The sequence below is a fragment of the Cyanobacterium stanieri LEGE 03274 genome (assembly GCF_015207825.1).
Taxonomy (GTDB): domain Bacteria; phylum Cyanobacteriota; class Cyanobacteriia; order Cyanobacteriales; family Cyanobacteriaceae; genus Cyanobacterium; species Cyanobacterium stanieri_B.
In genome coordinates this window covers 87162-104827 of sequence record NZ_JADEWC010000003.1, presented here as the reverse complement: position 1 = coordinate 104827, position 17666 = coordinate 87162, and the positions used below count along the sequence as shown (strand labels likewise).

Sequence of the window (17666 nt, the reverse complement as noted above, 5' to 3'; positions counted from 1 at the left end):
AAAAAAAGGGTTTATCTTAAACAAATATCTATACTTAAGGTTTTTTGATATCCAAAGTAAAATATTTTTTTGCTAAGATAAGAACCCCATAATATGATGTTTACTAACTTAAAATTGATCCATGACAATGGCATTGGCTTTCCTGGAGGCGATCGCCCTTTGCAAACAATCCTGAGCCACATCGATTAAAGTGCTAGAATGAATGGCCTGGGTAGGAATGCCCGTGGCTAAACCAAAACTAAAGGTAATATATTCACTAATAGAGGAGAAATGATGGGGAATCTGGAGAGCCATAATATGTTCCCCGATTACTTGGGCAACCCTTTCTGCACCCATGGCATCGGTACTAGGTAATAGTACAGCGAAAGTATCTTGATCAAATTCTGCCACTAAATCCCCTGCTCTTTTGGCAGTATCTTTAACATCTTCAGTAATTATACGGAGACAACTATCAATAATTTCTTTTTCATGGTTCTTTTTATAGGACTGAAAGTCATTAATTTTTGCTAAGATAACCGAAATATTTGTTCCTTCTGTGTCAGAAAAAGAGGTTCTTTGTCGAGAAGCCCTTAACCATTCTTTTTGTAACATTTCTTCAAAATATTTACGATGGGGAATAAGATTTAACTGTCCTTCATGGGAATTTCTTTGAATAGTTAAATGATGTTTTTCGACTATTTCTTGTAATCGTTGATAGTGAGGGATAATTTTATGTAACCGATTGGTCGTTTCTCGTAAATTATCTTTTAGGTCTTTAATAAGTAGTTGTTGATTGAGACGATGAATAACTTCTCTTTTTATGAAGGGATAATTAATATAGTCGTCCGCCCCTGCGTCAAAGTTTTGTTCAATATTAAAATAACGATCATCTCGATTGATAATGATAATGGGGATGTTTTTACCCTTATCTAAGAGTTTAATTTTTTTACAAACGAGATAGCAGTTAAGATCTGTTATGGTGCTACTAATTAGGATTAGATCAGGATCTTGTAGTTGGACTAAATCTAGTAAGTCAGACTCGTTGTTAACATCGATAAAAGAATGATTTGACTGGGTGATTAGTTCTCTAAAAAAACTTATTTGCTCCTCTAAATCATCTAAGATAATTATACTTTTCTTCATAGATTTATTAAATATTAATTAAAATCCAATTAACTTTTACTATCAAAATTTAAAATCTCGGTAATAATAAAAATGATACTAACAATCTGATTAATTATTCCGATTACTTATGAAACCTTTACTAAAAGCAAGACTTAATGACAATAACCTTTCGGCGGAAAACACTAGCACTCAAAGACAATTAGAAATTAGTGTTCAGGCGGTGAAAGATTCTTCTTTAAATCGTTTACCTCTTAATTTATGTATTATTTTGGATCATAGCGGTTCAATGGTGGGTAAACCGTTAGAAAATGTAAAACAAGCGGCGATCGCCCTTATCGAGAAATTAAACCAAGAAGATCGAGTTTCGGTGGTGGGTTTTAACCATCAAGCGACAGTGGTAGTCAATAGTCAACCCGTTGCCGATTTAGAAACCATCAAAACCCAAATCAACCAACTACGTGCCGATGGAGGCACAGCCATTGATGAGGGCATGAAACTAGGAATCCAACAAATTAATTTAGGAAAAGAAAATCGAGTTTCTCAAATTTTACTCCTTACCGATGGGGAAAATGAGCATGGTAGTAATGAAAAATGTTTAAAACTTGCCAAAATGTCTTCGGAATATAATATTACCCTCAATGCCATGGGCTTCGGTAATAATTGGAATCAAAAAGTATTAGAGGCCATTAGTGATTGTGCCAATGGTACTTTAACCCATATTGAATTTGCTGAACAAGCCAAAGATGAATTTCAAAAACTGTTAACCCGCATGGAGTCGGTGGGTTTAACCAATGCTTTCTTGATTATGGAATTAGGGGAAGATGTACGCATGGCAGAATTAAAACCCATGGCCCAAGTAGCCCCCGAAACCGTGGAATTAGAACCCCAACGGGAAGATGATTACACTAATAAATATACCGTGCGTTTAGGGGATTTAATGACCACAGAAAGGATTATTTTAACTAATCTTTATCTCGGTAAACTTTCCCTTGGTTCACAGGCGATCGCCAAGATTAAGGTACAATATGACGACATAAAAGGGCAAACCATGACCTCCGAGGAAATTCCCGTTAATATTCAAGTACAAGCCCAATATCAACCCCAAAACGATGCAGAAATTCAAAAATCATTACTTACCCTAGCTAAATATCGCCAAACCCGCCTAGCCCAAGAAAAAATTGAACAGGGAGACAATAAAGGTGCGGCTACCCTGCTCCAAAATGCCGCTAAAACCGCTTTGCAACTAGGGGATCAAAGTGGTGCAACCGTGCTACAAACCAGCGCTACCCGTTTACAAACAGGGCAGAAGTTGTCGGAGTCTGAGAAGAAAAAAACTCAGATGGCAGCGAAAACAACCTTACAATTATAATTTTTTTTACCCCATACCTTTTAAAAGATGAATCAATCTAACCTTCGGCAACAGGTACAAAATTTCGTAGCGGAATGGTTTAACCGTAAAAAAGTTCGGGCGCTTTGGCGCTGGCTTAAATTATCCGTAAATCGTATTTTACCCCGTGTTTCTGCTACCCGCATCGCTAAGTTACATCAAGAGTTAACCAGTGATTCTCGTTGGGGGGTTGACTATATTTTATGTACCATTGCTTCTTGTCTAATTGCTTCTTTTGGGTTACTTAGTAATAGTGCAGCGGTGATTATTGGGGCGATGATTGTTGCCCCGTTGATGTTACCTTTACGGGGGTTAGCTTTTTCTGCTTGTGAGGGAGATTATCGACTATTTGAAAAGTCTATTCTTTCTTTGGTGGGGGCTACTTTTTTAGCTCTTTTATTGTCTTGGTTTATTGCGGTGGTGGTGGCTTTACCCGATGTGGGTTCGGAAATTGTGGCTCGAACTGAGCCTACCCTCATTGATTTGGGTATTGCCATTAGTGCAGGGTTAATTAGTGGTTTTGGTAAGGTGCGATCGGGGATTAGTGATACTTTGGCAGGAACTGCGATCGCCGTTGCCCTCATGCCTCCTTTATGTGTGGTGGGAATATCCCTTGCTTCGGGTTTGTATGGTTATGCCACAGGGGCTTTCTTATTATATATTACTAATTTATTAGGTATTACCCTTGCTTGTATGGTGGCTTTTATACTTTCAGGCTACACTAAAGCCACAAAAGCCCTTGGATGGGCAAGTATTACCACTGCTTTTTTAGTTATCCCCCTAGGGGCTAGTTTTTTTCAGTTAATTCAACAACAACAAATAGAGAAAGAAATTAACCGTCAGTTAGCCAATGAAACCATTACGGTGGGGCAAGATGTAGAAGCGGTTAAGGTGGGCATTATCTGGACACAAAAACCACCTCTTATTAATGTAACAATGCAAACAGACAAGGAAATTACCCCCCGACAAGTGGAGTTGGTGCGAGATTATGTTAGCGTGAGGATGAATCGGGATTTTGAGTTAGTTTTTTATATTGTCCCCGTGAAAAGGGTTACGAGGGAGGTTGAGGCAGATTTTCCCGTAAATAACTCTAACGTTTTTGAAGATTTTGACCAAAATTCTAATTTTTCTATTCCTCAGGGTAATAATAGCCCCAGATTTAGAGTCGAAGGAGAATAGCACCTAGTAAATCAGCCCTGTTTAAATACCGTGGCTTTTACCTAATACCCAATGACGACGGAAAAAACGATATAACGATGATTCCTCAAGGGATAAATAAATAGGGCGTCCATGGGGGCAAGTATGGGGGTTTCTGGTCATTTTCCATCTATCTACGATGTCTTGCATTTGTTCTATGGTCAATTTTGTACCGTTACGAATGGCACTACGACAGGCAACGGCCACCATGGCATTATCGACATTTCCTCCCCAGCTTAACTCCATCAACGCATCTGCCATATCATTCCTTTGGGCTAACATTTGAGGTATGTTACGCACTGCCCATAGATTTTCGCCAAAACTTTCTATATCTAGTTGAAGATGGGTTAATTGTTCGATTTGTTTGGACAACAGATTTTCAAGGATGATGGGTTGAGAAAGGGGCATTAATTGCCAGTTATCTTGTAATTGTTCGTATAGTATCCTTTCGTGGGCAATGTGTTGTTCTATTAACCACATTCCTTGATCATGTTCAGCGATAATATAAGTATTTCTCGATTGGGCGATTACTTGTAAGTTGATTAAACCGAGACTTTCTTTTTTATCAATTTTTTTGGGTTTTTCTTCTATGTGATAAAGGGCTTTATTTTCTGCTACTTTTAGGATGTTTTCTACCCTTGAATTGGGAATTTTTTGATTTATATTATTATCGGTAATTTTAAAAATATTGTTAATAGCTGATATGATTTGTTCTTGCCAAAAATCGAGGTTATGTAAATAAATTTCTGCCTTAGCAGGGTGTCGATTCCAGTCTATTTGTCGGGGGGAAGTTTTGAGGTGTAAAAAGATTACGGGAAAACGATCGCGCCCTAGGGTACGATGAAAAGCGGAATAGATGGATGATTCTAATTCAGGGGATTTGATAACCCTACCATTCAATCCTATTTTGACCCAATCAGGACGGGGGCGAGAAAGGCGATCGGGTAATCCTAAGACTAAATCAAGGTGTGATAAACTATTTTCCTCGGGAGTATTGATGGTTATTTGTTGGGAAGTTAAATCATGATATTTAATAGTTTTAGATAGTTGAGAAAGAATTTTTTTTATTTCATTATCACCATGGATATAAAGGGTTAATTTATCATCTACAAATAGTTGCCAAGTTACCTGAGGATGACATAAAGAAAGTTGTCCGATGAGGGTTTGAATTTGTTTTATTTGTTGTTTAAAAGGGGGATTGGCTTGGCGACGCAGGGGAATATTTTTAAATAAGTTTTCCACCGTAATAATAGTTCCGGGGGCGATCGCCACGGGATTTATGGTACTACAATGATTATCATGGCAACAAATTTCATAACCACAATCATCCGCCACCCGACTAACAATTTTCACATCCGCCAATTGAGCAATACTATGTAAAGCCTCCCCCCGAAAACCAAGGGTATTAATACGATGTAAGTCGTTATAATCCTTAATTTTACTGGTAGTATGGGCTTGGGTACACAAAAAAAGATCATCCCTATCCATACCCCTACCATTATCCGCCACCTGCACCCGCCACAAAGAAGGCTGAATCGAAATCACAATACGCCCTGCCCCAGCATCCAAACTATTTTCTGCCAACTCCCTTACCACCGCACTCAGAGAGTCTATTACCTCCCCCGCAGCAATAAGTTTAATGACATCTATCGGAAGTTTTTGAATTAACATCACTCAACAATTAACAATGAAAAATTTAACCTCATAGAAAATCTTTATTGATTGTGTTTAATAATCTTTAACACGAAGTTTAAATGAAAAAAAATAAACTTTCCTCATAATTTGAAGACTACAAAGAGCAAAACCAAGCTCTTTTTTTATCACTAATCATTCAAACTTAATACAAACTCTTGCTTTTAACTTCTTGCTCCCCATTTTTTACTTTAACTTGGTATATTTATTTTAGTAATCATCCACATATAAAAGAATATGGCAGGTAAAATCAAAAAAGGATCCTTTGTAAAAGCAATCAAAGAAAAATTAGAAAACAGTCTCGAAGCCAAAGCCAGTGATAGCCGTTTTCCTAGCTACATATTTGAGAGTAAAGGAGAAATCCTTGACTTAAACGATGAATATGCCCTAGTCAAATTTTACACCCCTACCCCCAATGTTTGGTTTCGTCTCGATCATTTAGAAGTCATCGAATAAAAACCTACCATGGCAGAATCCATTTACCTCTCATCCTGTAACAAACTCGCCAAAGTATCCATTATTGGAGCGGGAAACGTAGGGCGCACCCTTTCCCAACGACTAATAGAAAGAAACTTAGCTGATGTCTGTCTTTTGGATATTGTGGAAGGTTTACCCCAAGGCATCGCCCTTGATTTAACAGAAGCTCAGGGGTTACAATCCCATCACTGCGAGATCATGGGTACTAACGATTATGCAGATACCAAAGATTCAGATATTGTAGTAATTACCGCAGGGGTTGCCCGAAAACCTGGAATGAGTCGAGATGATTTATTAAAAATCAATGCCAAAATCGTCACTGAAGCCACTCAAAAATCCCTCCATTACTCTCCCGATGCCATTTATTTAGTCGTTACCAACCCTTTAGATGTAATGACTTATTTGGTGTGGAAAACCAGCGGTTTGCCCCATGAAAGGGTTATGGGCATGGCAGGGGTGTTGGATTCTGCAAGGTTAGAAACTTTTATTGCCTTTGAATTGGGGGTATCTATTCACGATGTGCAGGGGATGGTATTAGGAGGGCATGGGGATTTAATGTTACCAATTCCCCGTTATTGTACCGTTAGCGGTATTCCTATTACGGAGTTATTATCACCCGAAACCATTGATAAGTTAATCCAGCGCACCCGGGATGGGGGAGCGGAAATTGTCCGTTTACTCAAGACGGGTAGTGCTTATTATGCCCCTGCCTCTTCGGCTTGTTATATGATTGAGTCGATTTTGTTTAATCAATCTCGGTTGCTGACGGCGGCGGCTTATGTGCAGGGAGAATATGGTTTGAATGATTTATTTTTGGGTGTACCTTGTCGCCTTGGTAGTAACGGAATCGAGCAGATTTTAGAGATTAAGTTAACGACGGAGGAAAGGGAAATCTTACAAAAATCGGCGAAGGCAGTGCGTAGTAGTATTAATATGGCTTTGAGTAAGTAAATTATTATGCCCATGGGGAGGGAAGTAGTATATTTTTCCCTTAAGGTACTAAACACAATACATCCCTAGATTTTTTTTATGATTGAGAGGATTTTCTAATTATGCCTCTGCTTCAATTTGTAAAAATAATAGTGCCATGGCTACTGCGGGCATAACTAAACCTACAGCGGGAACTAAAATGGATGGTAAGAAAGAAGCTGCGTATTCTCCAAGCATGATTGTTATTATCCTTATGCTAAACAATAAAATTAACTACCATGGATATTACAGCGAACCTAGGCAAAAATTGACGAAATATAAAGATTCTTAACAAAAAAACTTCGAGAATCAAATCTCAAGTTAAAGTAAGCTACAAACAATAATTTTTTGTGAAAAAACTATAAGGAGATCGAATAAAAGTCCATGAGTACTAACGTAGTTCATTCTGGTGGCGATCCTCAAGTAGGAAATCTTAGCACTCCTATTAACGGATCTGGTTTTACAAAAGCATTTATTAATGGTTTACCTGCTTATCGCAAGGGTTTGTCCCCTAACCGTCGTGGCTTAGAAATTGGCATGGCCCATGGTTATTTCCTCTATGGACCTTTTGCTTTATTAGGGCCTTTAAGAGATACTGATTTTGGTGCGCAAGCTGGTTTGTTGGCAACCATTGGCTTAGTTGCTATTTTAACAATTTGTTTGTCTATTTATAGTGCTGTAGGGGTTGGTAAACCTACTGAAACTCTTACCACTCCTCAAGTTCCCGCTGAATTAGCAACCAAAGAAGGTTGGAGCGAGTTTGCTTCTGGTTTCCTTCTCGGTGCTTCTGGTGGTGCTTTTTTTGCTTTTTTCCTCTGTCAAACTACTTATTTACAGCCTTTAATTGAAGCGGCCAAAAATGTTTGGTAAGTGAGGAATATTTTCTTAACTATCGGCAAAATTATATAAAAATCATTGGCAAGGGGATTTTTTCCTCTTGCTTTTTTTATAACTCTTTGAGGGCTTCTTCTAAACTTTGGGTTAAGTTAATGCTATTACGTCTAGGATTTTGAGAAGAAATATGATAATCTTTGACTATTAAGGGTTTACCAATGTTAATGGTTACACTAGCTCCCTTTCTAGGTATTTCTTGATCGTAGCTAACTCTGACGGGTAAGAGTTTTATTTGTACTTCTGGTTTTACTTCTTCAGTGTCGAGGGCAATTTTTGCGACTCCTCTTTTTAGGGATTGTACTTCTTGGGTGCGGAAAATTCCGCCTTCGGGGAAGATAACGACCATTTCCCCTTGGGATAGTAACTCAAAACTATGGTTTAGGCTTTCGATGCCGGGGTGTTCGGTGTTAACGGGAAATCCTCCTAATCGACGGATAAACCAACCTTGAATGCCTTTCATTTCGTTAGCGGATACCATAAAATGAAGATCTCTACCGCTAGATAGTCTTCCTACGGCGTAGGGTACGACAAGGGCATCCCACCTAGAGCGGTGGGTGGGGGCGACAATTACCGCACCGTTGCGGGGAATGTTTTCTTGTCCTGTAATGGTTATATTTTTGAAGAATAGAGGGAGAATGGTTGTTTTGCCGAGAAAGTAAGCGATTTTACTTAACCATGGGGCTATTTCTGAGGTAATTTGGGAGGAATGATTATGGCTAGGGGAGTGGGTTTGTTTTTGTTCACTAATCATTATTATTTTGATGATTTTGATTGGTTGTTATTTCTAGGTTAAAAGTTATAGTTATTTATTTGAGGATGATAATGACAGTTTTTTGAGTGTCTTTTTAAGGGTTGGTATGGCATATTTAATGGTGGTGAATATGATCATCATGGATAACATTAAGAAACCCATGGTTAATGGATAAATATTTAATGTCCACAAAATTATGAGGATTATTCCTAGTAATGCTCCTAATAATTCCCCTATTCTTTTATTTATTGTCCATGGATAAATGATAACTTCTTGGTTGACGATACTAATTTTTATTTTTGCTAAGCTGTTGAACCATAGTTGACTTAATAATATTATAGTTGCTCCAATATTTATGTAATAATACATCCAATAAAATCCTATGATTTCAAGGGCGATCGTTATACATAAAACAAAAAAATAAAAGGAAATATGTTTATTCTTATAATCTTGTGTTGCGATAAAATAATTGTTTAAATCAACAATAGCCATTCGACATTGTTCTAAACAAAATAGAAAAAGACCACCGCTAAAAAAACGGTAAGATAAATTATTCTCCACTAAAGCTCCCATTAATAAGTTTAGGGCTGGAGGAAAAAAAAGTAAGGAAATAGTAACTTTAATTAATAATATCTTCACCCAATAAAAGATAAAATATTGTTTAAACAGCATCTAATCTATCACACCACAGATAAAAAATGAATTTAGATACAATTATCCATAATCCTCCTACGGGGCAAGAAATTAAATATATTTTTGTTTTATTGCATGGTTGGGGGGCAAATTATCATGATTTATCGTCTTTACCTCCTCTATTAGATTTGCCCCATTGTCAATATATTTTTCCTAATGCACCATATCCCCATCCCCATGTATCTGAAGGTAGAGCTTGGTATGCCTTGGAAAACAATAACGAAGGTATTAAGGAAAGCGTTGATACTTTTTATCGTTGGTTAATAACCTTGGAGGATAAAACTAATATACCTCTGAGTAAAACTATTGTGGGAGGTTTTTCCCAAGGGGGAGCAATGAGTTTAGATGTGGGGTTACAATTACCTGTGGCGGGAGTGTGTAGCCTTAGTGGATATTTACATTTTGAGCCTAGGGCAGATAGAAATCCTTTTCCGCCTACTTTAATTTGTCATGGTACTAATGATCCTGTTGTGCCTATTAAGGGGGCAAGGGATGCTAGGCAAAAATTGGAGGCTGTGGGGGTAGAAGTGGAGTATAAGGAGTATTCTATGGCACATGAGATTATCCCTTTAGAAATTAACGTGATACGAGATTTTGTTTTAAGACAAGTTCAGTAATGGTTAATTTATCTATGTTAGATAATTTTTTTGATCAAAAAATGCTCAATTGAAAAGTAGATTATTTTCACCATGGGTATTAACTAAATAAGGTTTAATAATTGTATGTATTTAACTGATAAAGAAGAAATTAAAGATATTATTCTTGATTTAAAGGATACGGATATACTTTGGCTTGATACGGAAACGGCTGATTATAAAAGTAATAATCCTCGAATTTCTTTAGTTCAAGTTTTGGCTTATGCTGATAATGTTGATGGTAGTAGAACGTATCTTTTTGATGTGTTAAATCAGAGGGATTTGGTTGACTATTTTATTGAACATATTATGGTTAATGAAAGCATTACTAAGGTTTTTCATAATGCTAGATACGATTTAAGATTTTTAGGAGAGGGGAATGCTAAAAACGTTTTTTGTACTTATAATTTAGCTAAAAATATTCCTTATTATCTTTTGCCTATTAAAAGTAAATCTCTTAAAGCATTGACGGAACATTTTACGGATTTTAAAGATATTGATAAAGGCGAACAAGGGGGAGATTGGGGGGTACGTCCTCTGAGTAAGAATCAATTATATTATGCTCAGATGGATTGTGTTTATTTGGCTCAGGTTTATCATCATTTAGTGATTTTAGAGGAATTTATGAATAAACGAGAAGAAGAAAAAAGCCTAGATTTTTTGTGTGAAAGATATAAGGAAATAGAGGAAGAATGGTTATTTTTGGATTCAGAGATTAAGGATTTGAAAGAGCAAATAAAACGTAAAATGATTAATGATGGGATAAAAAATAATGATTATTTTAAATTATCTGAAAGTAAAACAAATACTATCAAAACTAATTTACAAGAATTGGTAAAACTAGTTAATGAGGGAGAAGTTAATTTAAATTTTTCTGTTACTCTAACAAAGGATATTCAAACGATTTTGGGGGATAATTTAAATGATTTATCTACTGAGATAATTACTAAGAGTTCTTACCGTTTAACGGAGTCTAAATAGAATGATAATATTATTTTAATTTCTTTATTATGCAATGGGTTCTATTATGAATAGATAATTTGTAATTATTTTGGCTAATAATATTTATAAGCTAAACAACTTGATGTAAGTAATTAATTGACAAGTTATAAATGTTTTTAATGGTTATAAATTAGTTTTATGATCAAGAGTTTTTTATCATTTTTATTTAAGTCTAGTTGTGTATTATGTGAACGGAAAACCAATGACATTATTTGTGAATATTGTCATAATCAGATAATCAGTTGTGAGATTACGAATCCTTTAATCAACACGAATAAGGATTATGCTTTATTTATTTGGGCTAGGTATGAAAATTATATTAAGAGGGCTATTTTTACTTTTAAGTATGATAATAAGGTCGAATTAGGAGAGGTTTTTGGACAGTTTCTGGCGAGGGCTTGGGTTGATAATAAGTTACGAAAAAAGGGTAAAAAAATTACTGTGGTGCCTATTCCTCTCCACAGAAAAAAGTTGGAGGAAAGGGGTTTTAATCAGGCAGAATTGGTGGCAAAGTCTTTTTGTGAAATTACTGGTTATAATTTTCTACCTAATTTATTGATAAGGGTTAAAAATACTGATGCGATGTTTAATTTAGGTACGTTAGAAAGAGAAAGTAATATTAGTCAAGCCTTTACTATAGGGAAGGATTATTCTCGATTTAATCGTCAGCATTCTGTTATTATTTTAGATGATATTTACACTACGGGGGCAACGGTGGAGGAGGCAATAAGGGTGCTTAAAACTCTTAATATTAAAGTTTTGGGGGTAGTTGCGATCGCCTCTAGTCTTACATCAATTAATAAGAAATAATAGACCATGAATAATGAGATTATAGAACAAAATATTCAAATAATATGTAGAGAATTTAACTTAGTAAATGATCGAAAAATTAAAGAATTATATAATAACTTATGGTTTCCCCTTGCCCTCAATTTACAAGAAAAATTTAAAGAAAAATCAAAACCTTTATTAGTTGGTATTTTGGGAATTCAAGGAACAGGAAAAACAACCCTTAGTAAAATTTTAAAATTTTTATTAAAACAATTAAATATTAGTAGTGAAACAATTTCTCTTGATGACTTCTATAAAACCTACGAAGAAAGAAAACAATTACAAAAATTTGATCCTCGTTTAATTTGGCGTGGTCCTCCCCTCACCCATGATGTATCCTTAGCTATGGGGGTGTTAACGTCTTTGTTAGAGTCTCGCCCTGTGGCTATTCCTCGTTTCGATAAATCTTTGCATAATGGTAAGGGCGATCGCACTTTATCATCTTATAATGGCAATATGGCACTTCCCAACACAACCCTACTCAATAATCAAATAAGCCATAACATTGATGTCATCTTCTTTGAAGGTTGGTTTGTCGGTGTACAACCCATAGATGAAAATGAATTTAATAACCCTCCCCATCCCATTATTAGCCCCGCAGACAAAAAATTTGCCAGAGACTGCAACCAAAGACTAAAAGAATATTTGCCCCTATGGAAACTTATTGATTATCAAATTATATTGAACCCCTTAGACTATCGTTATAGCTTACCTTGGCGTCAAGAAGCCGAAGCAAAAATGAAAGCCCAAGGAAAAACAGGCATGAGTAATCAAGAAATTCAAGAATTTGTCGAATACTTTTGGAAAGCCCTACATCCAGAATTATTTATTCCAAAACTTATTGATAACTTATCCTTAACAGACTCATTAGTAATTACAATAGATAAAGAACATTTCTGTCAGGATTATATGATAAGAAATACTAAGCAACTATAGATAAAAGTCTATCCATGAATAATCATCCCTCGTGATTCCGACTCATTCGAGCTTTAGAGAAAGTAGATCATTAGGAATTTGATACAATAGTAAAATCAAAACCTTTTCATAAAAATCATTATTAAAGCAAAATTTTAACTTACTACAGTGACTATTTTTGTGTAAGTAAACTTAACTTTTTGTTATTAATAAATAATAATCATAAACTAAATATTTAGTGGTTTACATAATATTTGTTTAAACATTATAAATCTTTTTTTAGCAAAAAAAATATTGTAAAACTAAAAATAACCAACATTTTTAGAAAATATTAATTTTCTCAATTATAAAAAAGCTAAAAAATAAATAATAATAACTTTCGTAAAAAAGAATAACTTACAATGCAAATAATAAATCCAATCAAATTTGATAACCTCAAAGGTGATATTTTTGGAGGTTTAACCGCAGCAGTGGTGGCATTACCCATGGCACTAGCTTTCGGTATCGCTTCTGGTGCGGGAGCATCAGCAGGTATTTGGGGAGCTATTCTCGTGGGCTTTTTCGCCTCTATCTTTGGCGGTACTCCGAGCCTAATTTCTGAGCCTACTGGCCCGATGACGGTAATTGTTACCGCCGTAATTGCCGAATTAATAGCACGTAACCCCGACACAGGATTAGCCATGGGCTTTACCGTAGTGATGATGGCGGGGGTATTCCAAATTTTGTTTGGGGTGTTAAAGTTGGGGAAATATATTACCATGCTTCCCTACAACGTTATTTCGGGTTTTATGACAGGGATTGGGGTAATCCTCATTTTCTTACAACTAGCCCCTTTCTTGGGTCAAGAAACCCCCACAGGGGGAGTAGTAGGAGTGATTACCAACCTACCAAATTTGATCAATAATATAAATCCTCAAGAATTAGTTTTAGGAGTATTAACCCTAGCAATTTTATTTCTCTATCCTCGTCAATGGAAAGCCATTGTACCTCCACAATTAACAGCGTTATTGATTGGTACATTAGTAACGGTTTTTTTATTGAGAGATTACGATATTCGTACCATCAGCACCATCGGTGAAATTACCCCTGGTTTACCAGAGTTGCAGATGCCCACTTGGAATATGGAAAATTTGCGCTTGATGTTTGTAAATGCGATCGTTTTAGCGACGGTGGGTTGTATTGATTGTCTTTTAACTTGTTTGGTGTGTGATAGCTTAACCCGTCAAGAGCATAAATCTAATAAAGAATTAGTGGGGCAAGGAATTGCCAACATTATCACGGGGCTTTGTGGTGGCATTGCTGGTTCTGGGGCTACAACTCCTAGTGTGGTGGCAATTCAGGCAGGGGCTCGTTCTACTTTAGCTAGTGTGGTGAGGGCTTTAGTTTTATTTATCATTGCTATTTGGGCGGCTCCTTTAACCACTGATATTCCTTTAGCTGTGTTGGCAGGGATTGTGATTAAGGTTGGTATTAGCGTTATTGACTGGGGTTTTCTCAAAAGGGTTCACAAAATTTCTTGGAAAGCGGCAGGAATTGTCTATGTGGTGATTTTATTAACGGTATTTGTTGATTTGATGATTGCGGTGGCTGTGGGGGTATTTATCGCCAATATTTTAACCATTGAAAAGTTATCGGAGTTGCAATCTACGGCGGTGAAAACTATCACTGATGATGATGATCAAATTAAGTTAAGTGATGAGGAGAAACAAATTCTTGATTTGGCGGATAATCGTTTGTTACTTTTTCATCTCAGTGGCCCAATGATTTTTGGGGTGGCGAAGGCTATTTCTCGGGAACATAGCGCCATTGATAATTATGATGTGTTGTTGGTAGATTTGGGTGAAGTGCCTGTGTTGGGTGTTACTTCTTCCCTTGCCATCGAAAATGCGATCCAAGAAGCTCTTGATTTAGGTCGTGATGTTATTGTGGTGGGGGCTACAGGCAAGGTGAAACGTCGTCTGGAAAATTTGGGTATTGCTGGGTTAATTCCTGGTCATCATTGGATGGGCGATCGCCTCACAGCCTTGGAAGAAGGTTTAAAACTGATTCAAACAAAGCAGGGTATGAATACTTCTACCGAGCAAGTTGTTATGGATAGTTAAATTTTAGGTGTTATATCAAGTTCAGATTATTCGTTATCAATAGGGGCGTTGGTGAATTAAGGTATGATTTCTTGTTGAGGAAGGGAACAGGGAACGGGGAATAGGGAACAGTTATAATATTTAGAAGTCTTAGTTTTTTGTGTAATTCAATAATGCTTCATACTCAAAATAAGCAATGCCTCAATAGGTTGTATCGTCGTACCCCTATCGTATAATAATATGAAATATAAAAAAGATTGCTATAAATATAATTAACTTCAGTATTTCCCGCCTTGTAATTCATTACAAGGCTACGGATTTTTCGTTCAATAAATTGAACTAAGATATTACTAATTTGTAAGTGATCAAGCGGACTTGATATTAGGGACTAGGAGGATGGGAATGGACAATTAAACTATTATTATCCTTATTCCCCATTTCCCGCCTTAACTAAGGGCAATGGATTTATTTTTATTAATTAATTTACGCCACCATCCCAAGAGGGTACTAGCCACAAAGATACTCGAATAAGAACCAGCCAAAAAGCCGATAATTAGGGCGAGGGCAAAATATTTGAGGGTTTCACCGCCAAAAAGAAAGATCGCCACAAGGGGTAAAACAGTGGTTAAACTGGTGTTGATGGAACGGGTAAGGGTTTGATTAACTGCTATGACGACGGTTTCGTTCATGGTTTCGGTGTCAATGTGTTCATCATTACTAATTTCCCTGATGCGATCGTAGATTACCACGGTATCGTTAACGGAAAAACCAATGATGGTTAACAGTGCCACTAAAAACAAACTATCCACTTCTACTCCCAATACTAAGCCGAACATAGCAAAAGCGCCCATGGTTATTAAAGCATCGTGGAAAAGGGCAAGAATGGCAAATATAGCGTAATCGGTTTTAAACCTGACACTCAGATAAACAACAATGCCGAAAAAGGATACTAATAAGGCCAGAATACCCGATGTAAATAATTCCTGTCCAATGCTAGGCCCTACGGTGTCAATTTGTAGGGTTTCTTGATTAAAAGCTCCTATTTCTTGGGTGAGGGCTTCTTCTAGTTGGGTTCTCGATTCTACATCAAGGGTTTGGGTACGAATAGAAATACTTTGTCTGGCTTCTCCGACAATTTGGATGCTACTGTTGGCCAGATTTTGGGCTTCTAATACTTCTCTTACTTCATTGACGGTTAAAGGGCGATCGCAATTACCTTCTACAGTACAATCTAACTCTAACTGTAATCTTGTACCACCGACAAAGTCGATACTAGGGCGTAAAGGTGCGCCAATGGAAGTATAGGAAACTATCATGGCTACCACACTTAGAAGACATAACACAGCGGAAATGCTCCACCATATTTTTTCCCATTTGACAACATTAAATTGAATCATGTTCAAATAATTGATAATTGATAGTTGATAATTGATAGTTGATAATGTTTTTGTACAAAATCAGACTATGACAAATAACCATAAACAAAAGCAAATTAGATTAGTTGTCTATGGTTAAGGGTTTTTGGTTTTCAAATCCGGGCAAAATAATTGAGGTTTTTGACGCACGGAGGGAAATCCTAACACCGTAATTAATAAGAAAGTACGACTACAGGTAAGAGCTGTAAACATACTGACCAATACCCCAATAGCAAGGGTGAGGGCAAAACCCCTAACCAATCCTGCACCAAGCCAAAATAAAGCACCACAGGCGATGAGAGTAGTTACATTACTGTCTAAAATACTGGAAAAAGCTCGAGAAAAACCAGATTCCACCGCCCGATATAAAGTTTTACCGCCCCTTAACTCCTCTCGGGTACGTTCAAAAATTAGTACATTAGCATCTACCGCCATACCGATACTGAGGATAAAACCAGCAATTCCGGGTAACGTGAGGGTGACTCCTGCAAGGGAAAAACAAGCAAGGGTAAGTAAACCGTAGATAATTAGGGCAAAATCAGCTAATAAACCAGGTAAACGATAATAAACCGCCATATAAATCAAAACCAACACTAAACCCGCTAAGGCGGCGATAATACTACGGCGAATACTATCTTGTCCGAGGGTGGCGCCAACGGTACGATTTTCGACGATTTCTACAGGTACGGGTAAAGCCCCCCCTTCTAGTTGTAGGGCTAATTCTCTAGCACCTTCGAGGGTAAAACCTGGACTACCTCCAGAAATACTCGCTCTACCCCCCATGATTCCCGTACTACGATATTCGGCACTAACGCTAGGGGCGCTGATTAATTCTCCATCAAGGAAAATTCCCAATGTTCTACCTGTACCCGCTATTTCTCTGGTTAATTCGGCAAATAGTTGCCCCCCTTCATTGTCAAACTCCAAAACCACTTCCCAGACGTTGGATTGTTGGGCTGGTTGATAACTAGCTCGGCGCAGTTTTTCTCCGTTTAGTTCACTTTTGACATATAAATTTTCTGAGAGGGTAGCAATTTCCTGCTGTTTTTCTTCAATCAGATTTAATTGGGCTTCACGTTGTTCGGGATCTTCAATGCCCTGGGCTTCAATAATCAGTTCTTGCAATTCCTGTTGACGGACATTGATTTGGGCTTGGATTTCGGGGTTGTCTGTTTGAATCCTGAAGTCTAGTTGGGCTGTACCTCCAAGGACTCTCTCTGCCTCTTGGGGGTCGCTTACCCCGGGTAGTTGTACAAGGATACGGTCTTCCCCGACACTTTGCACCACAGCTTCAGAAACCCCTAATCCGTTAACTCTTTTATCGACTACTTGTCTAACGGCTTCGAGGCGATCGCCCGTAATTTCTGGTACTTCGTCGGTAGTTTGCAATTGAATGGTTAACTGAGAACCACCCCGTAAGTCTAACCCCAATTGCAAGGGTAAATTAACAAGGGTGACGATCGCCGTTACCACCAAAACTATAATTAATATAATAAAAGCTCTTTGTCTTTCCACAATAAAAATTTAAAATAAAAGTTGTTTTAAAAGTTCTACTACCCATTGGGAATGGGGAATAGGCAACGGGAATAAATCCCATAAATTAACTAATGCCTCGCCCCTAAT

17 protein-coding genes are annotated in these 17666 nt (G+C 37.1%); 10 read left to right on the top strand and 7 right to left on the bottom strand.

Going from position 1 to position 17666, the window contains the following annotated elements; translation table 11 throughout:
• Positions 1-108: 108 nt before the first annotated feature.
• The gene (locus tag IQ215_RS02330; protein ID WP_193799717.1) at positions 109-1122 is read right to left on the bottom strand and encodes a diguanylate cyclase domain-containing protein; all 1014 of its coding nucleotides are present in this window, start codon (positions 1120-1122) and stop codon (positions 109-111) included.
• Positions 1123-1231: 109 nt separating this feature from the next.
• On the opposite strand from IQ215_RS02330, the gene IQ215_RS02325 reads away from it, so the two are divergent.
• On the top strand, positions 1232-2473 hold the full coding sequence (locus IQ215_RS02325) for a vWA domain-containing protein (RefSeq protein WP_193799716.1): 1242 nt from the start codon (positions 1232-1234) through the stop codon (positions 2471-2473).
• Between the two features lie 27 nt (positions 2474-2500).
• Complete coding sequence (locus IQ215_RS02320) at positions 2501-3670, top strand: TIGR00341 family protein (protein WP_193799715.1); 1170 nt, start codon at positions 2501-2503, stop codon at positions 3668-3670.
• A gap of 21 nt (positions 3671-3691) precedes the next feature.
• On the opposite strand, the gene mutL is transcribed toward IQ215_RS02320, so the two are convergent.
• Positions 3692-5359, bottom strand: coding sequence for a DNA mismatch repair endonuclease MutL (gene mutL, locus IQ215_RS02315; protein ID WP_193799714.1), 1668 nt, complete (start codon positions 5357-5359; stop codon positions 3692-3694).
• Positions 5360-5617: 258 nt separating this feature from the next.
• Between mutL and IQ215_RS02310 the strand changes: the two genes are divergently transcribed.
• The gene (locus IQ215_RS02310) at positions 5618-5836 is read left to right on the top strand and encodes an NAD(P)H-quinone oxidoreductase subunit O (protein WP_015221697.1); all 219 of its coding nucleotides are present in this window, start codon (positions 5618-5620) and stop codon (positions 5834-5836) included.
• Between the two features lie 9 nt (positions 5837-5845).
• Positions 5846-6808, top strand: a complete 963-nt coding sequence (gene mdh / locus IQ215_RS02305; protein ID WP_193799713.1) for a malate dehydrogenase — start codon at positions 5846-5848, stop codon at positions 6806-6808.
• Between the two features lie 99 nt (positions 6809-6907).
• On the opposite strand, the gene IQ215_RS02300 is transcribed toward mdh, so the two are convergent.
• On the bottom strand, positions 6908-7024 hold the full coding sequence (locus IQ215_RS02300) for a photosystem I reaction center subunit VIII (protein ID WP_015223948.1): 117 nt from the start codon (positions 7022-7024) through the stop codon (positions 6908-6910).
• Positions 7025-7210: 186 nt separating this feature from the next.
• Between IQ215_RS02300 and IQ215_RS02295 the strand changes: the two genes are divergently transcribed.
• Positions 7211-7696, top strand: coding sequence for a photosystem I reaction center subunit XI (locus tag IQ215_RS02295; RefSeq protein ID WP_193799712.1), 486 nt, complete (start codon positions 7211-7213; stop codon positions 7694-7696).
• A 76-nt stretch (positions 7697-7772) separates the two neighbouring features.
• Here IQ215_RS02295 and IQ215_RS02290 read toward each other — a convergent pair whose 3' ends face one another.
• Both IQ215_RS02290 and IQ215_RS02285 read right to left on the bottom strand, forming a co-directional pair.
• Complete coding sequence (locus IQ215_RS02290) at positions 7773-8471, bottom strand: lysophospholipid acyltransferase family protein (protein WP_193799711.1); 699 nt, start codon at positions 8469-8471, stop codon at positions 7773-7775.
• A 51-nt stretch (positions 8472-8522) separates the two neighbouring features.
• Positions 8523-9143, bottom strand: a complete 621-nt coding sequence (locus tag IQ215_RS02285) for a hypothetical protein (RefSeq protein ID WP_193799710.1) — start codon at positions 9141-9143, stop codon at positions 8523-8525.
• A gap of 26 nt (positions 9144-9169) precedes the next feature.
• On the opposite strand from IQ215_RS02285, the gene IQ215_RS02280 reads away from it, so the two are divergent.
• From IQ215_RS02280 to bicA, 5 genes are all read left to right on the top strand, one after another.
• A complete protein-coding gene (locus IQ215_RS02280) occupies positions 9170-9781 on the top strand; it encodes an alpha/beta hydrolase (RefSeq protein ID WP_193799709.1) in 612 nt (203 codons plus the stop codon).
• Between the two features lie 105 nt (positions 9782-9886).
• Entirely contained in the window at positions 9887-10780 is an 894-nt protein-coding gene (locus IQ215_RS02275) for a 3'-5' exonuclease (RefSeq protein WP_193799708.1), read from the top strand.
• Between the two features lie 159 nt (positions 10781-10939).
• Positions 10940-11611 carry a ComF family protein gene (locus IQ215_RS02270; protein ID WP_206688479.1) on the top strand — a complete coding sequence of 224 codons (672 nt, stop codon included), beginning with the start codon at positions 10940-10942 and terminating at the stop codon, positions 11609-11611.
• Positions 11612-11617: 6 nt separating this feature from the next.
• Positions 11618-12568, top strand: coding sequence for a glycerate kinase (locus IQ215_RS02265; protein WP_193799707.1), 951 nt, complete (start codon positions 11618-11620; stop codon positions 12566-12568).
• 380 nt (positions 12569-12948) lie between these two features.
• The gene (gene bicA / locus IQ215_RS02260) at positions 12949-14649 is read left to right on the top strand and encodes a bicarbonate transporter BicA (RefSeq protein ID WP_193799706.1); all 1701 of its coding nucleotides are present in this window, start codon (positions 12949-12951) and stop codon (positions 14647-14649) included.
• Positions 14650-15074: 425 nt separating this feature from the next.
• On the opposite strand, the gene secF is transcribed toward bicA, so the two are convergent.
• Both secF and secD read right to left on the bottom strand, forming a co-directional pair.
• Positions 15075-16022, bottom strand: coding sequence for a protein translocase subunit SecF (gene secF / locus IQ215_RS02255; RefSeq protein ID WP_431355516.1), 948 nt, complete (start codon positions 16020-16022; stop codon positions 15075-15077).
• A 117-nt stretch (positions 16023-16139) separates the two neighbouring features.
• Positions 16140-17558 carry a protein translocase subunit SecD gene (secD, locus tag IQ215_RS02250; protein ID WP_193799704.1) on the bottom strand — a complete coding sequence of 473 codons (1419 nt, stop codon included), beginning with the start codon at positions 17556-17558 and terminating at the stop codon, positions 16140-16142.
• Positions 17559-17666: the final 108 nt, after the last annotated feature.

Bases quoted from the DNA above. Each gene is read 5' to 3' on its own strand.
- IQ215_RS02325 (WP_193799716.1), top strand. From the start codon at position 1,232: ATGAAACCTTTACTAAAAGCAAGACTTAATGACAATAACCTTTCGGCG.
- IQ215_RS02280 (WP_193799709.1), top strand. From the start codon at position 9,170: ATGAATTTAGATACAATTATCCATAATCCTCCTACGGGGCAAGAAATT.
- IQ215_RS02320 (WP_193799715.1), top strand. From the start codon at position 2,501: ATGAATCAATCTAACCTTCGGCAACAGGTACAAAATTTCGTAGCGGAA.
- IQ215_RS02275 (WP_193799708.1), top strand. From the start codon at position 9,887: ATGTATTTAACTGATAAAGAAGAAATTAAAGATATTATTCTTGATTTA.
- IQ215_RS02330 (WP_193799717.1), bottom strand. From the start codon at position 1,122: ATGAAGAAAAGTATAATTATCTTAGATGATTTAGAGGAGCAAATAAGT.
- IQ215_RS02295 (WP_193799712.1), top strand. From the start codon at position 7,211: ATGAGTACTAACGTAGTTCATTCTGGTGGCGATCCTCAAGTAGGAAAT.
- IQ215_RS02290 (WP_193799711.1), bottom strand. From the start codon at position 8,471: ATGATTAGTGAACAAAAACAAACCCACTCCCCTAGCCATAATCATTCC.
- IQ215_RS02300 (WP_015223948.1), bottom strand. From the start codon at position 7,024: ATGCTTGGAGAATACGCAGCTTCTTTCTTACCATCCATTTTAGTTCCC.
- bicA (WP_193799706.1), top strand. From the start codon at position 12,949: ATGCAAATAATAAATCCAATCAAATTTGATAACCTCAAAGGTGATATT.
- mutL (WP_193799714.1), bottom strand. From the start codon at position 5,359: ATGTTAATTCAAAAACTTCCGATAGATGTCATTAAACTTATTGCTGCG.
- mdh (WP_193799713.1), top strand. From the start codon at position 5,846: ATGGCAGAATCCATTTACCTCTCATCCTGTAACAAACTCGCCAAAGTA.
- IQ215_RS02310 (WP_015221697.1), top strand. From the start codon at position 5,618: ATGGCAGGTAAAATCAAAAAAGGATCCTTTGTAAAAGCAATCAAAGAA.
- IQ215_RS02265 (WP_193799707.1), top strand. From the start codon at position 11,618: ATGAATAATGAGATTATAGAACAAAATATTCAAATAATATGTAGAGAA.
- IQ215_RS02285 (WP_193799710.1), bottom strand. From the start codon at position 9,143: ATGCTGTTTAAACAATATTTTATCTTTTATTGGGTGAAGATATTATTA.
- IQ215_RS02270 (WP_206688479.1), top strand. From the start codon at position 10,940: ATGATCAAGAGTTTTTTATCATTTTTATTTAAGTCTAGTTGTGTATTA.